Annotated in this window: 10 protein-coding genes; 2 read left to right on the top strand and 8 right to left on the bottom strand. The window is 51.3% G+C overall.

What is annotated here, in order from left to right; all coding sequences use genetic code 11:
* Nucleotides 1-52: 52 nt before the first annotated feature.
* The 5 genes from HUZ68_RS18305 to mocA all read right to left on the bottom strand — a co-directional run bounded on the left by HUZ68_RS18305 (nt 53) and on the right by mocA (nt 9,079).
* Nucleotides 53-2,923 carry a molybdopterin-dependent oxidoreductase Mo/Fe-S-binding subunit gene (locus HUZ68_RS18305; protein WP_000583615.1) on the bottom strand — a complete coding sequence of 957 codons (2,871 nt, stop codon included), beginning with the start codon at nt 2,921-2,923 and terminating at the stop codon, nt 53-55.
* Entirely contained in the window at nt 2,920-3,699 is a 780-nt protein-coding gene (ygfM, locus tag HUZ68_RS18300; RefSeq protein ID WP_033814760.1) for a molybdopterin-dependent oxidoreductase FAD-binding subunit, read from the bottom strand. Before ygfM ends, HUZ68_RS18305 begins: the two co-directional genes overlap by 4 nt.
* Nucleotides 3,700-3,749: 50 nt before the next feature.
* Nucleotides 3,750-5,078, bottom strand: a complete 1,329-nt coding sequence (gene ssnA, locus HUZ68_RS18295; protein ID WP_239593953.1) for a putative aminohydrolase SsnA — start codon at nt 5,076-5,078, stop codon at nt 3,750-3,752.
* Nucleotides 5,079-5,080: 2 nt separating this feature from the next.
* Nucleotides 5,081-8,179 carry a putative selenate reductase subunit YgfK gene (gene ygfK / locus HUZ68_RS18290; protein WP_033814762.1) on the bottom strand — a complete coding sequence of 1,033 codons (3,099 nt, stop codon included), beginning with the start codon at nt 8,177-8,179 and terminating at the stop codon, nt 5,081-5,083.
* A 321-nt stretch (nt 8,180-8,500) separates the two neighbouring features.
* On the bottom strand, nt 8,501-9,079 hold the full coding sequence (gene mocA / locus HUZ68_RS18285; protein WP_001272850.1) for a molybdenum cofactor cytidylyltransferase: 579 nt from the start codon (nt 9,077-9,079) through the stop codon (nt 8,501-8,503).
* Between the two features lie 102 nt (nt 9,080-9,181).
* Here mocA and yqeC point away from each other — a divergent pair, with 102 nt between their 5' ends.
* Nucleotides 9,182-9,952, top strand: a complete 771-nt coding sequence (gene yqeC, locus HUZ68_RS18280; RefSeq protein ID WP_001307989.1) for a selenium cofactor biosynthesis protein YqeC — start codon at nt 9,182-9,184, stop codon at nt 9,950-9,952.
* A 47-nt stretch (nt 9,953-9,999) separates the two neighbouring features.
* Nucleotides 10,000-11,625: a selenium-dependent molybdenum cofactor biosynthesis protein YqeB gene (gene yqeB, locus HUZ68_RS18275; RefSeq protein ID WP_001020381.1), complete on the top strand. Its 1,626-nt coding sequence runs from the start codon at nt 10,000-10,002 to the stop codon at nt 11,623-11,625.
* 220 nt (nt 11,626-11,845) lie between these two features.
* Here the strand turns inward: yqeB and arcC are convergent, their stop codons facing one another.
* From arcC to HUZ68_RS18260, 3 genes are read right to left on the bottom strand one after another with little or no spacing between them, the layout of a single operon-like run.
* Nucleotides 11,846-12,778: a carbamate kinase gene (gene arcC / locus HUZ68_RS18270; protein ID WP_033814763.1), complete on the bottom strand. Its 933-nt coding sequence runs from the start codon at nt 12,776-12,778 to the stop codon at nt 11,846-11,848.
* Between the two features lie 47 nt (nt 12,779-12,825).
* Complete coding sequence (hyuA, locus tag HUZ68_RS18265; RefSeq protein WP_033814764.1) at nt 12,826-14,211, bottom strand: D-phenylhydantoinase; 1,386 nt, start codon at nt 14,209-14,211, stop codon at nt 12,826-12,828.
* A 52-nt stretch (nt 14,212-14,263) separates the two neighbouring features.
* Entirely contained in the window at nt 14,264-15,475 is a 1,212-nt protein-coding gene (locus tag HUZ68_RS18260; protein ID WP_033814765.1) for a YgeY family selenium metabolism-linked hydrolase, read from the bottom strand.
* Nucleotides 15,476-15,504: the final 29 nt, after the last annotated feature.

The raw sequence follows: 15,504 nt of genomic DNA, 5'->3' as shown, positions 1-15,504 counted from the left end.
TTTAGTCATCGTTCAAACAGAGAAACAGGCCGCCGAAGCGGCCATTTATTACTTATATTTTTTCCAGCGCGGTGAGTATTTTCTCCGGTGTGAAATGCCATTCGCGTAACCAGATGCCGCAGGCATCGTGAATTGCGGTAGCAATCGCCGGAGCTGCGCCATTTACACCAATTTCCGAGATCGATTTCGCCCCGAACGGGCCGACTTTATCGTCGCTCGGCACCAACACAGCGCGGAAATCACGCGGAATGTCACCAATTTTCGGTGCGCCGTAACTGCGTAAATCACGCGTTAACGGGTGACCTTCGGCGTCATAAATGATCTCTTCGCTCATACTGTGGCCGATAGCACGCAGGGTGGCACCGTAGATTTGTCCCAAAGCTAACTCTGGATTGACCGGTGTACCGCAGTCCAGCAAGGCGTAGAATTTATCCAGGCGGATTTCACCCGTACGCGTGTTGACGGCAACTTCAGCGAAGTTTGCGCCATACGGGAAAGCGAAATCAGGCGTGATATAACTGCCAGTTCCCACCAGTGAACCAAAGCCGGTGCCGGTTTCGCCTTTATGGGCAATATCCCCGAAACTAACTTCGCCTTTCTTGCCGCGCACGACGCCCGGCGTTGCTAGTTGAACATCTGCCACTGGCTCACCCAACATTTGCGCGCCGTGGAACAGAATTTTCTCCCGCAGATTTTCCGCTGCCAAACGCGCCGCGTTACCCGAGAAGCAAGTACCGGACGAGGCATATGCGCCTTTATCAAACAACGCATGATCAGTATCACCGGAGATAACATGCACGTCCTGCGGTGGGCAGTGCAGCACTTCTGCTGCCAGTTTCGTCACTACAGTATCCAGACCAGTACCAATATCCGCACCGCCAGAATGAACGATAAAGGTGCCGTCCGATTCCAGTTTGATCATGCAGTTAGCCTGATCGATATCCGGGATACCCGATTTCTGCATGATAATGGCGACGCCGCGACCGATGTGCCAGTCACCATTTTGTGGTTTCGGTGAAGACCATTGGATCATCTCGCGACCCTGACGCAGGATCTCTTCCAGTGCGCAGCTGGCGGCGGAAGGAACGGAGGTCGGCGCTTTACCTTCACCGATTGCACCGAGAATTTTCAGCTCTTGCCCTTCGTGTACCCGGTTACGTTCGATAATTTCCAGTTGGTCGATCTGTAACTGTTCAGCCAGTTCCGCTAATGCCATGGTGATAGCGAAGTTACCTTTCGGTGCGCCATAACCCTGATAAGCACCATTTGGGCAAATGTTGCTGTAGTAGGTGGTGACCTGGAAATCGACGTTATCGCACGGATATAACGGCAGCGACAGCGCCGGTCCGTTACATGGTACGGTGAGTGAGTGGTTGCCGTAAGGGCCAGTGTTGGCGCGGAAATCCATCTTCACTGCCGTCAGGCGACCATCTTTTTTCGCTCCCAGTTTGACGGTGACTTTCGCGACGTGACGAGAGGTGTTAGCAATAAACTCTTCTTCACGGGTGTAGCGGAACAGGACCGGACGCCCGGTCACGCAGGTTGCCCAGGCGCACACTTCTTCCAGCAGGATGTCCTGTTTGGAACCAAAACCGCCGCCAACTCGTTCTTTAATGACATGAACTTTATGCTGTTTCATGCCCACGAGGCGCGCGACCTGGCGGCGTAAGTGCCATGGTACCTGGGTGGAGGCGTGGATAACCAGACGATCGCCGTCCATACGAGTAAAGCAGATATGTGTTTCAGTCGGGCACTGCTGCGCTTGCGTTGAGTTATAGGTTCGCTCAATGATCACATCGGCATCGGCAAAGCCTTTGTCCATATCGCCAATATGACCATGAATACTGGCGGCGATATTTTTGCGGGGGCGAGAACCGATCGGGAAGTTAATGATCATATGCTCGCCGCGCTGGGCTGCATGGCTGTTATCGTCTTCCAGAGTATCTGGCGCACCAGCAACATACACCACCGGTTCATCGTGCACGACAGGCGCATCTTCCGCCATTGCTTCGTCGATCGACATTACCGGCTTAAGCACTTCATATTCAACGTCGATAAGCTTCAGTGCTTCGAGCGCAATTTCTTCACTTTCTGCGACCACCGCAGCAACACGATCGCCGACGTGACGCATTTTCTTGCCGAACATACGGCGGTCAAGCGGTGACGGTTCCGGTGCGCTCTGCCCCCCCGGGGTATAGTAGATATCCGGGCAATTCAGATGAGTAATAACGTGAACGACGCCCGGTAAGGCTTCAGCTTTGCTGACATCCAGATGAGTAATCAGTGCGTGAGCGTGTGGGCTACGTAACATTTTAATGACGCAGGCGTCAGCCGTTACGCGGTCTTCAACATAGCAGGGCTTCGCCTGCACCATTTTTGCGGCATCAGTTTTAGGATAATGCTTACCAATGACTTCAAGGTCGTCACGGAAAGTCGGAGCGATATCAATGGTGGCCTGCGGATTATTTTTACGTGCAACCGCCAGTTCAATGACCTGATAGTATTGCTGCCAGCCAGCATCGCGGCTAAACAGACCTGAGAGCGCGTCGTCGATCTCTTCGCGGGTAGGTGCGGCGATGCGATCGAGAAGATCGGTGATAATCAGAGCCGCAGCTGGATCGTTATAACCAGACTGCACCACGCCAACATCAACCATTGCCTGTTGAACCAGACTTAACTCGTTCCATTTGCCCAGAGATTCTGCGGTACGAATATCTGCCTTCTCTAACTGTGCGGCAATAAGCAAGGACGCGTTAACGATATTACCGTTAAAGATTATTGCGTCAGAACCGGCAAACCCGAAGCCATCATCACTGTTGCGTACAGAGTGCATTCCCATGTTAAACAACAGCTTTTGCACGTTTTCGCCTGGATTAACGGTTAGCTCCTGAGGCGCGCCATTTAAAGTAAAGTGGATGATCATACGGCTTCCTCCCCAGCCTGTTGGCAGTCGGCATACAGGTCGGCTACCAGAACTCCCGTGATATAGCGTTTATAGGCCACGCTGCCCCGCAAATCTTCCTGCGGGAAAATGGCGTTGGCGACAGCCTGTTCAAGTGCATTGCCTTCCAGATTTTGTTTTTCGATATCGTGCAGACGCAGTGCTTTACTGGCGACGCCATCCAGCGCAATTCGCATACCGTCGTGGTCTGTCATTGCAACGGCTGCCGTCACGACGGTTAAACCTGCCTGAGAACGGCTAATTTTGCGGGTCGCACAGGTGCGATACGGATCTTTAATGATAATTTCGGTTAGCAGGCGATCGCATGGGCAGGCCAGGTAGTCCTCGATTGACAGCGTTTCGCCGTTGCCAAAAACCAGTTCAGCATCCACTGCCAGCAGGACGGGAAGCAGCACCGACTCTTCCTGCCGGGCGGCGATTTCACCACCAATGGTCGACTGATTACGAACATGGCGTGAGTAAACAAAACCGAGGGCTTCACGCAGCGCTGCAGGAATAAATCGCGCATCACGCAGTGGCTGCAAGCGAGACATTGCGCCAATCCGCAGTGCACCGTTATCCCAGTCAACCCAGTCCAGTTCCAGATCCTGTAAGGAGATGGCAATCTTTTTATCGGTACGGGTTGGTGTAGCATTGAGTTTGCTGCCCCCGGCGAACCAGACGGCTTCATCCTGGTAGCGGCGCTTCAGTTCCAGCGCCTGTTCGACAGAGTCGGGCCTGAAAAATTGTTCAATCATCTTCTTTCCTTATTTAACCCTCTTCCCTGCGGGAAGAGGGCATCTGTCATTTATGCCAGCGCATCCATCCGACGCCACATACTGGCAGCGGCTTTTCTGGCTTGTGCATAAATGGAATCGCAATCGAAGTTAAACTGACGGTCTTCATAGACCATCACACCATTGACCATCACGCTGTGAACGCTGCCTGAGCCCATACCGAAAGCGATATGCCCGGCGATATTGTCTGCCAGCAGCGGCGTCGGCGGGTTGTAATCGCAAATGGTTAAATCAGCTTTGTAACCGGCTTCCAGAAGCCCAAATTTCGCGCCAAAGTTGCGGCTCATCAGTTCGTTACCGTTAGTCAGGGCTTTGGCAAAACTGTCAGGCCACAGCGGACCACCCGCATCGCGATGTTTAAAGAAGGCAAATTTCATCTCTTCAAACATGTCCGAACCAATGCCGTCCGTTCCCAACGCCAGATTGCGGATGTCGCTAAGGTGATGGTTGTAGCCGACATGGTTGTTCATGTTTGAACGGGCGTTATGCACCAGGAACGCATCGCGCTGATTGAGTAGGGTGATGTCATCTTTCGACAAGTACAGCCCATGAGCGACCAGCGTTTTGCTGTCGATGAGATCGAATTGCGTCAGTCGTGCCAGCAGGTCTTTGCCGTACCAGTGGTGACTGTAGGAAACGTCGTAAAGGTCTTCCGCAGCGTGAATATGCAAACCACGGCCTGTGGCTTTCACGGCTTCACGCAGCATCTCCAGACCGGCATCTGGCACGGTAAACGGCGCGTGAGCACCGATATGTGCTTCCACCAGATACGGCTCGGTTGCTGCTTTCTTCGCCTCATCAATCTGACGGGCAAAGCGGATGTTTTCTTCTACACCTTCCTGCAACTCTTTGATGCCGTTGTTACGGTCAGTAGTTTCAAAACAGGTCATCGCGCGCAGGCCAACTTTTAAAAATGCGTCGCGCAATGTGGAGAGCGACCCGCCGATATACGCCGGAGAGGCATGGTGATCGATAACCGATGTACATCCGCTCTTAATCGCTTCCAGGGAACAAATCAGTCCGCTGTAATAGAGCGACTCTTCATCAAGGGCGCGATCGAGCCGCCACCAGAGATTTTTCAGCGTTGAGATGAAATCCGGGCAGGGGGCGATGTTTGCCATAATTCCGCGGGAAAGCCCCGAGTAAAAATGGTTGTGCGAGCAGACAATTCCCGGCATCACAATCCGACCATGCATCTCTTTGTAGCTGGCATCGGGGTAGCGTTGCGTCAGGGCATCTCCGATAGCGACAATCACATCATTTTCGATAGCGATATCAACGCCTTCCTGCACTTTCGCCGGGTGTAACTGCACTGCGGTGACATTCTTCAGAATCAACATGATTACACCTCCACGCGGCCCAGCAGATAATGATGATGCTGGTGGACATGGCTGATGATGCGGCACATATCGTTCAGCTCCGGTGGTACGTTGTTAAACTGACCTTTGCTGTCGATGTTTAACACCCAGCTTTGGTTATTCAGACGTACTCGTACCCGGCAATCTTCCACAAGGAAGCCTGGGTTGCTGCTGTTATCAAAGTCTTGCGCCAGGCTGAAGACGGTGATTTTGTCTTTGTACGGTTTACCGTTCCACGGACAGAACTGAGCGCAGTTGCCGCATTCGTTACAGTAAGCGTCGAGGTGCAGCGTCTGGAAACGGTTCTGGAAGCCTGGGACCGCAATGGAGACGTTGGCGCGGTTCGGGCAGACATCCACACACTTGCTGCAAACGTAGTTACATTCGAGGCAGCGAGCGGCTTCCTGGGCGACAAACGCGTCACGATCGTCACTGTTCACCAGCGTGATAGAGATATCGCCTTTACGTTGATAGATTTCCGCCGGATTGACGTTGTTCCAGTATTTATCGTTCTGGTGGGAACGGATATTTTCCCGACTAAGGATGGCATCGGTCGCCCGACGCGCGGTTCCGACAGCAGCGACAATGGAGGATGGTCCGCGCTGTACGTCGCCGATCATAAAGACGTCAGTCAGACGAGTTTCGCCATTATGGTCGACGTCTGGCCAGCCGTTTTTGTCCAGCGGCACGCCCATCGCATTCAGGGCTTCAGTATCCTGCTGTTCACCAATGGCGGTGATCAGGCTGTCTACAAACAGTGTTACTGTTTCGTTGGTTTCAACCGGACGACGACGACCTTTCTCATCCGGTTCGCCAAGCGACATAACGCGCAAGGTTAAGGTGCCATCAGCATCGAAACGTTCCGGATTGTTCAGGAAACGGAACTCCACGCCGTCGTGCAACGCTTCTTCATACTCTTCGCGCCATGCGGGCATCTCTTGCAGTGAACGACGGTAAACGATCGTTGCTTTTTCTACGCCTGGAACGCGTAACGCCGCACGAGCGCAGTCCATTGCGGTGTTACCCGCCCCGACAACGACCACATGTTTGCCCAGCTTGAGCGCTGTACCCTTGTTGTATTCACGCAGGAAGGGGAGTGATTTCCAGACATTTTGGTTGTCGCCCGCCAGTTTCACACCGCTATTTTTATCAGTGCCGGTGGCAATCAGAACATAGTGGAAGCCCTGATTTTTTAACTGTTCAACGGTTAAATCGGGTGAGCAGCCATACTCAAATTTCACGCCGTGATCGGCAACAAAATCGATATCGTGCTGAATTAACTCTGCAGGAATACGGAACTGAGGGATGATATTTTTCACCACGCCGCCTGCATTGGCTTCGCGTTCAAACAGCGTAACCGGATGGCCCGCTCTGGCAAGGAAGTAACCTGCTGCCAGACCCGCCGGACCTGCACCAATCACGGCAACCGGATGGCGTGAACCAGAACCGGCTGGTTTGTGCCAACGTTGCTTATATTCATCCCAACCTTTTTCCAGCGCGACTTTTTTCAGTTCGCGGATATTCAGCGCACTGTCGTAATCCAGGCGGGTACAGTTGTATTGGCACTGGTGATCGCAAATATGACCGGTAATGGCAGGTAGGGCGTTGCGTTGGTAGATGAGTTCCAGCGCGTCGGCATAGCGGTGTTCGCCAAGCAGACGGATGTATTCCGGAATATCTTGCTTGATAGCGCAGGCAGTAACACAGGGGGCAACGTAGCAGTCGGTCAGCGGCAGGTCTTCTGCCACTTCAATACGCTCTTCTGGCTTCCAGTGTTTCTGGGTGTATTCCATGGTTAACGCGTCTGCTGCCAGTCTGTTCAGTCGTTCGACGTCAACATGGTCAAGTCCCCAGGCATCGGAGCCTTCCAGCTCGCGCATGCAGGCACTTAAGCGCAGATAGCCACCAGGTTTCAGCAGGTCGGTTGCCATCGTAATAGGGCGAATACCAGTATCAAAAATATCGCGGATAGTCAGCTGACTGGCACCACCGGAATAAGAAATGGGCAGTTTGCCGTCAAAGGCGCGAGAGAGAACTGCTGCAACATTGATGGAGAGCGGGAACAGCGCACGGCCTGACATATACATCTCTTCACCGGGCAGTGCGCCTTTATTGTTGATGGTGCCGAGAGTGTTAGTCAGTTTTACGCCAAAGCCGAGTGATTTTTCTTTTGCCAGTGCCATCAGGCGTTCCAGCATTTCCAGTGCTTGCGTCAGCTTGAGGTCGTGATCAAATGACTCTTCTTTTAAGCCTATGTAACCGAAACCGCAAACATCGAGGATCTCACGAACACGCGCGTACCCGAGCAAGGTCGGGTTAAGTTTGACAAAGGTGTTGAGCCCTTTTTCTTCCAGCATGTAGCGGCAAATGGCTTCGATTTCATGCGGAGGACAGCCGTGCATGGTGGAGAGGGTGACGCCCTGCACCATACTGGTAGGGATGCGAGCGGGTAAAGCTTGCAAGCTTTCGCGTTTTTCCTGCAATCCGTGGCGGGATAAAAATGCGTCATCCTGGAGTAATTTATTCAGCGTATCGCGATATTGCGCGAATTTCGGATGGTCAGATGCATCCATCATATTGTCGATGAACTGTTGCATCGGCGGTTGCTTAATACCTTCGAGGTTATAACCGACGCTCATATTAAAGATGAACGATTTACCGGAATCAGAAGGCTGGAACATCGCTTCGAGAAGGTGCAGGGCAAACCAGGCTTTGAGGTATTCATCCCAGGCTTTAAGCAGGGTAAATTCGGTAGACCATTCGGTGTTAAAGCACTCGTCTTCGGCATCGATACAAGGCTTTTCCAGCTCCAGGCGGTCAAGAATTTGGACGGTTTTTAGTTCGATGAAGCGTCCGCCAGTCAGCCAGGAAGTGACAATATTTTGCGCGAGCTGCGTGTGCGGGCCAGCGGCAGGGCCGACGGGAGTGGCACAGGTTTCACCGAAGACGCTAACAGTTTTACCTTTTACGGGTGAGTAAAACTGTTGCTCGGGAATACCAAAGATTGAGCGTTGTTGTTGGTATTCATCAAATATGCGCGTCAAAAGTTCCTCAAACGGAATGGGACGCATAATATCCCCCATAACCCTCTCCTTAGCTTATACAGATATCATTGAGTGACCGGTGTTGAGAAATCCGGTGGTTTAGGGGGATAGAGCAACAATCGCACCACTCTTGCCAGGTTTGGCGGGAAATATAAAAAAATGTGAGGCGGCTCGAAACTTAAGGGCTTTTTGTGAATGAACTCACAGGTGCCAAATGAGAATTAAAATCACTCCTGAAAATTATTATTGCCAGCCCATTTATCACTTTTTCTCTTTTCTCAAAATCAGTGATTCCTTATCATTATGATAAAGAGTGCTGGAGGGGTTAAATATTTGAACGCAATCGTTTAACTACGTTTTCTAAATTTCAGTATACCTTTTCTTCGCTGTAATAAAGTCGTCCGGAGTATCAATATCTAAAATTATTTCTGCATTTTCTATTTCGACGGAATAATGATCTCCCATAAGGAGTGCCTGACGCATATTGGTGACATTGGGTCGCTGGAATGCCTGCATCAAGCATGGTTTTGACACTAAAATCGGATGGCCGGGGATGCCATTATGGAGTGGCAGTATTGCGCCATCATTTCGTAACGACCAGATTTTTCTAAAAATATCAATGGTGAGGGTTGGCATGTCACCGTGGGTGAGAAAACAATGTTCTGTTTGCACTGCGGGTACTGCGGCCTTGACTGATGTTAGTAAACCCTGGGCATAATCTGGGTTGTGAATAATAGTGATATTACTCTGGTTCGCATAACGTTCGTGCAGTTCATTACCACGATAGCCGGTGACTAAAATAATTCGGCTACAAAACTGCAACGCATTTTTGATACTTGTATCAAGAATTGTTCCCTGTTGCCAGGGTAACATCATTTTCCATTGCCCCATTCTTGATGATAATCCGGCAGCGGTAATTATACAGTCGATGGCTGACATAGTGGTTCCATTATTTATAGGGGCTAATAACGCCTGATAATTGCGTTACTTCCTGATGGATTAAGTTGGGGGTAATTTATCCCAGAGAGGTCATAAAGACTCGTGAAAAGTATAGTTGACCCATCGGCATTATTCATTGATTTAGGTGCACAGAAACGTCCCACTGTGATTTCTGTTGTTGGTGCTGGGGGGAAAACCAGCTTGCTTTTTTGGCTGGCAGAACTGCTCCAGACTCGCGGCAGGCGTGTGTTAATCACTACGACGACACATATGTTTATGCCAAAGTCACACTGGCCCGTGGTTTTCTGTCGTGATCCCGCCATGCTTCCTCATGCGTCTCTTACATCCCCCATTTCATTTTGTTTTCACAGCTGGAAAGCGAACCAGGGAAAAGTGCAGGGATTTACGCCAGAAGCGATTGATGCACTGGTGCAACGACCAGAGTGTGACGTAATTCTCATTGAAGCAGATGGCTCGCGTGGAATGCCGTTAAAAGCGCCTGATGAGCACGAACCTTGCATACCCAAAAGCAGTTGCTGCGTGATTGCTGTGATGGGAGGACATACTTTGGGCGCGAAAGTGAGCACAGAAAATGTCCATCGCTGGTCGCAGTTTGCTGATATTACCGGGTTAACACCTGATGCAACCTTGCAACTGAGCGATCTCGTTGCGCTGGTTCGCCACCCTCAGGGGGCGTTTAAAAACGTACCGCAAGGTTGTCGGCGAGTCTGGTTCATTAACCGTTTTTCTCAATGTGAGAATGCGATTGCACAAAGCGAGCTCCTTCAACCGCTGCAACAACATGACGTAGAGGCAATCTGGCTGGGCGATATACAAGAACATCCTGCAATCGCGCGCAGATTTGTGAATTAGCGGCCCGGGTATTCCGGGTTACTGAAAGGATATCCATTGAGGTTGGTATGAATATTTTCACAGAGGCTGCAAAACTCGAAGAGCAAAATTGTCCGTTTGCGATGGCGCAAATTGTTGATAGCCGAGGCTCGACTCCCCGCCATTCTGCACAAATGTTAGTGCGCGCCGATGGTTCTATCGTCGGTACAATTGGTGGCGGAATGGTTGAGCGGAAGGTGATTGAAGAGTCGCTTCAGGCATTGCAGGAACGTAAGCCGCGATTATTCCATGGACGTATGGCTCGTAACGGTGCGGATGCTGTCGGGTCAGATTGTGGAGGTGCAATGTCAGTATTTATCAGCGTCCATGGTATGCGTCCACGTCTGGTGTTGATTGGCGCGGGGCATGTCAACCGGGCGATAGCCCAGAGTGCGGCGCTATTAGGATTTGATATTGCCGTTGCTGATATTTATCGCGAAAGCCTCAATCCTGAACTATTCCCACCATCAACCACGCTTCTCCATGCTGAGTCGTTTGGTGCGGCAGTGGAAGCACTGGATATTCGCCCTGATAATTTTGTCCTGATTGCCACGAATAATCAGGATCGTGAAGCCCTCGACAAACTCATTGAACAGCCCATTGCATGGTTGGGGTTGCTGGCAAGTCGTCGCAAGGTTCAGCTTTTCCTGCGTCAATTGCGTGAGAAAGGCGTGGCTGAAGAACATATTGCCCGTTTACATGCGCCCGTTGGTTACAACATAGGTGCGGAAACGCCGCAGGAGATCGCCATCAGCGTGCTGGCAGAAATATTACAGGTGAAAAATAACGCGCCGGGTGGGCTGATGATGAAACCTTCTCATCCTTCCGGACACCAGCTGGTGGTGATTCGCGGTGCGGGGGATATCGCCAGTGGTGTGGCGCTACGTCTGTATCATGCGGGTTTTAAAGTGATCATGCTGGAAGTGGAAAAACCGACAGTGATTCGTTGTACCGTGGCGTTTGCCCAGGCCGTGTTCGATGGCGAAATGACGGTCGAAGGCGTCACTGCCCGCCTGGCAACCAGCTCTGCGGAAGCGATGAAACTTACCGAACGCGGATTCATCCCTGTGATGGTAGACCCCGCCTGTTCATTGCTTGATGAACTGAAACCGCTTTGCGTGGTGGACGCTATTCTGGCGAAACAGAATTTGGGAACGCGGGCAGATATGGCACCAGTAACAATCGCGCTTGGGCCTGGCTTTACTGCTGGGAAGGATTGTCATGCGGTAATTGAAACAAATCGCGGGCACTGGCTCGGTCAGGTGATTTACTCTGGTTGTGCGCAGGAGAATACCGGTGTTCCTGGCAATATTATGGGGCATACCACCCGACGGGTGATCCGTGCTCCTGCTGCAGGCATTATGCGATCCAACGTGAAATTAGGCGATCTGGTGAAAGAGGGCGATGTGATTGCCTGGATTGGTGAGCATGAAATTAAAGCACCGTTGACGGGGATGGTGCGTGGCTTGTTGAACGACGGACTGGCAGTGGTCGGTGGTTTTAAAATTGGTGATATCGATCCTCGTGGTGAAACGGCTGATTTCACCAGCGTTTCTGATAAAGCCCGGGCGATTGGCGGCGGCGTACTTGAAGCGTTAATGATGTTGATGCATCAGGGCGTTAAAGCGACGAAAGAAGTGCTGGAAGTGGCTTAAATGAAAATGGCCGGATGGTATTACCCACCCGGCCTGAGACTGATGACAAACGCCAAATTGCCTGATGCGCTACGCTTATCAGGCCTACAAGTGCATTGCAATCTATTGAATTTGCGATGTTTTGTAGGACGGATAAGGCGCTCGCGCCGCATCCGGCATCAACAAAGCGCACTTACTTGACAATCTTTGGCCAGATGGTATTACCCACCCGGCCTTTAAATTACTGACAAATCACCGTTCCGGTTTTGCCTTCAATCCCTTCTTTCGCTTTGCTCAATACGGTAATCAGTGCTTCACGACCTGCGCGAGAGCGAGCAAACGAGGCGGCAGCTTCCACTTTAGGCAGCATAGAACCTTTCGCAAAATGACCTTCTTCGATAAAGCGTTCAGCATCACTTAATGACAGGCGATCGAGCCACTGTTCATTCTCTTTACCGAAGTTAATGGCCACTTTTTCTACCGCAGTCAGAATGATCAGCATATCGGCATCAATCATTTCTGCTAAACGGGCGCTGGCCCAGTCTTTATCGATAACCGCACTGGCACCACGCAGGTGGTTACCTTCACGAATAACAGGGATACCACCACCGCCAACGGTAATCACTACCTGGCTTGCTTCTACCAACGCTTTAACCGTTTCTTTTTCAATGATATCAACCGGTTTTGGCGAGGCAACAACACGGCGATAGCCGCGACCAGCATCTTCTTTCAGAGTGTAACCCTGTTTTGTCAGTTGCTCTGCTTCTTGCTCGGTAAAGAACGAACCGATCGGCTTGGTCGGGTTGAGGAATGCCGGGTCGTTAGCATCGACTTCGACCTGGGTAACCAGCGTTGCTACAGGTTTATTAATGCCACGAGAAAGCAGTTCTTCTCTTAATGCGTTTTGTAGATCGTAACCAATATAACCCTGGCTTAAGGCAACACAGACAGACATCGGCAGCATTGGCGAGTGTGCTTCAGTTTTTGCGGCAGCTTCAAAGGCCTGGTTAATCATGCCCACCTGTGGCCCGTTACCGTGAGTGACGATGACCTCATGTCCCTGGGCAATTAAATCAACAATTGCCTGAGAAGTAATTTTTACCGCTTTCATTTGTCCGGCCAGGTCATCGCCCAGCGCATTCCCGCCCAGGGCGAGAACAATTTTCTTACTCATTTTTCCTCACTCATCATTCTTGATTGTGTATAGATCCCTGGCAGTGGTTAGAGCACGGGAGGGACAAACGGTTTGCGTCGCAGGAAACGACCTCGCCCGGCTTTGCCTGTAAAGGTGCCGTCACAGAAAATCGTTTCACCACGGGATAAGGTTCTGACAATCGCGCCCTGACAGGTAAAACCCTCCCATGGCGAGTAGTCGGCGTTGTCGTGGAGATGGCGATGCTGAATTTGTTGGCTCTGACGTGGGTCGATAATCACCACGTCGCCATCGGAACCGGGCGCTAATAATCCTTTTTGCGGCCACAGGCCAAACAGCCTGGCGGGCATCGCGCTGGTTAATTCAACAAAACGTTCCGGTGTTATACGTCCCGTCATCACGCCACTGGAAAACAGTAACTGCATGCGGTTTTCCACACCGGGTAAGCCATTTGGGCAGCGACTGAAATCGCCTTTAGAAATTTGCAGGCGTTGAGCCATTGAGAACGTGCAGTGATCGGTCGCCACCACGTCAATCGCACCATCGCTGATGCCACACCACAGTTTGTCCTGCTCGCGTACGTTACGCAGCGGTGGGCTAAGAATGAACTTCATGCCATCTTCTGTATCGTAGCTGCGTTCGTCCAACAGGAGATATTGTGGGCAGGTTTCAACCCAGACTGGCTGGTGATTCGCACGGGCAAGACGCAGATAATCCAGACCTAAGCCGTTAGACAGGTGCACGATATAGAGCGGGGCGTTACCGGCAATTTGTGCCAGGTTAATCATGCGGGCGATGGCTTCCGCTTCGCATTCCAGAGGGCGACTCAAGGCATGATAGCGCGGTGCGATTAACCCTGCGGCGATAAATTCCGCCCGCTTGCTGGCGATAGCAGCATCATTTTCCGGGTGCACGGTGGTCAGCGCGCCGGATTCATGCAGACGGCGTAATGCCTGCAAAACCTCGTCATCGTTGAGTTTGTATTGATAGGTTAAATAGAGTTTAAAACTGCTCAGTCCTTCCTCGACCATCATCGGGATTTCGTCGAGGATTGCGTGATTAATGTGCTGGATCACACCGTGAAAGCTGTAATCGATGACCGCTTTATGGGCGGCATAACCACGATAAACCTCCAGTTGATGGCGTAACCGACAGCCGTTTGGGCCAAATCCCATATGGTCAATAATGGTTGTTGTACCGCCACACGCAGCTGCGCGGGTACCGGTAAAAAAATCATCACAACTGCGCGCGATGCCGACATCAATATTGAAATGCGTATGGACATCCACGCCGCCAGGGAAAACGTAACAGCCAGTGGCATCAATTTCTTCATACGGGAGCTGCGGCGAAATATTGTTGCCCAACTGGCGAACAATCCCGCTTTCAATCAGCAAATCCTGTTTGGCTTGTCCATCTGCGTTAACGACAGTGCCGTTTTTGATCAATACGCGCATAGCAAACTCCAAAAACCCTCCGGCGAACCGGAGGGGAATAAGTGAAGAGTAATTATTCGGTTGCCAGCCAGCTTAACGGGATTGCAGCGTACATCGCGGCACAGGTCACCAGGTGAGATTTCCAGGTTTTTTCGTTAGGTGCATGCGCTTCAGGTTCTTTACCCGGGCCAAAACCGATGACCGGAATGCCATGACGGCCCATGATGGATACGCCGTTAGTTGAGAAGGTCCACTTATCAACAACCGGAGCTTTGCCAAACAGACCTTCGTAGGCATTCACCAGCGTTTTAACGGTGAAATGATCTTCTTCCACTTTCCAGGTCGGGAAGTAGCATTCGGTTGGGTAAACCAGGCCAGTCCAGGACGGACGGTCGTAGTTGTACATAGAAACGACAGCATTAGCTTTTTGTACGGCTGGCAGAGCGCGGATTTCATCCAGCGCGCCTTCCCAGGTTTCGCCCCAGGTCAGACGGCGGTCAATAGAGACGGCGCAGCTATCTGCTACAGCGCAACGGCTTGGGGATGTGAAGAAGATTTCAGAAACGGTGAGGGTGCCTTTGCCGAGGAATTCGTCATAACCCAGACGTTGGGAGAGTTCTTGTAATTCGCCAAGAATCGGACCCATTTTGAAAATGGCGTTGTCACCGCGTTCTGGCGCAGAACCGTGGCAGCTAACACCCTGAACATCAATACGAATTTCCATACGACCGCGCTGACCACGGTATACCTGGCAGTCGGTTGGTTCGGTACTGACCACAAATTCCGGGCGAATGCCGGATTGTTCAATAATGTACTGCCAGCACAGACCGTCGCAGTCTTCTTCCTGCACAGTACCGGTAACCAGCAGGGTATATTCATCTTCCAGACCGAGGTCTTTAATGATTTTACCGGCATAAACCATAGATGCCATGCCGCCTTCCTGGTCGGAAGTCCCGCGACCACCGATCAGCTCATCAGTTTCCATGCCTTCGTACGGATCGAAGTCCCAGTTTTTGATGTTGCCAATGCCGACGGTATCGATATGAGCGTCCATTGCCACCAGACGCGGGCCGTGGCCGATATAACCGAGAACGTTACCCATCGGGTCGATTTCAACTTTATCGAAGCCGACTTTTTCCATCTCTTCTTTAATACGATGTACTACGCGTTTCTCGTCGCAGCTTTCACTGGGAATAGCAACCATGTCGCGCAGGAAGCGAGTCATATCCGCCTGGTAATCTTTTGCTTTTTCAAGAATCAGTTTGAATGGAATATTCTTAGCCATTATTTTTCTCCAGATTTTTTACTCCCCGT

The organism is Shigella dysenteriae, from assembly GCF_022354085.1.
Taxonomy (GTDB): domain Bacteria; phylum Pseudomonadota; class Gammaproteobacteria; order Enterobacterales; family Enterobacteriaceae; genus Escherichia; species Escherichia coli.
Note: the sequence above shows the minus strand (reverse complement) of the source record. Positions and strands in the feature narration are given on the sequence as shown.

Coding starts and splice junctions, on each gene's coding strand:
- HUZ68_RS18305 (WP_000583615.1), bottom strand. CDS start 2,923: ATGATCATCCACTTTACTTTAAATGGCGCGCCTCAGGAGCTAACCGTT.
- ygfM (WP_033814760.1), bottom strand. CDS start 3,699: ATGATTGAACAATTTTTCAGGCCCGACTCTGTCGAACAGGCGCTGGAA.
- ssnA (WP_239593953.1), bottom strand. CDS start 5,078: ATGTTGATTCTGAAGAATGTCACCGCAGTGCAGTTACACCCGGCGAAA.
- ygfK (WP_033814762.1), bottom strand. CDS start 8,179: ATGGGGGATATTATGCGTCCCATTCCGTTTGAGGAACTTTTGACGCGC.
- mocA (WP_001272850.1), bottom strand. CDS start 9,079: ATGTCAGCCATCGACTGTATAATTACCGCTGCCGGATTATCATCAAGA.
- yqeB (WP_001020381.1), top strand. CDS start 10,000: ATGAATATTTTCACAGAGGCTGCAAAACTCGAAGAGCAAAATTGTCCG.
- arcC (WP_033814763.1), bottom strand. CDS start 12,778: ATGAGTAAGAAAATTGTTCTCGCCCTGGGCGGGAATGCGCTGGGCGAT.
- hyuA (WP_033814764.1), bottom strand. CDS start 14,211: ATGCGCGTATTGATCAAAAACGGCACTGTCGTTAACGCAGATGGACAA.
- HUZ68_RS18260 (WP_033814765.1), bottom strand. CDS start 15,475: ATGGCTAAGAATATTCCATTCAAACTGATTCTTGAAAAAGCAAAAGAT.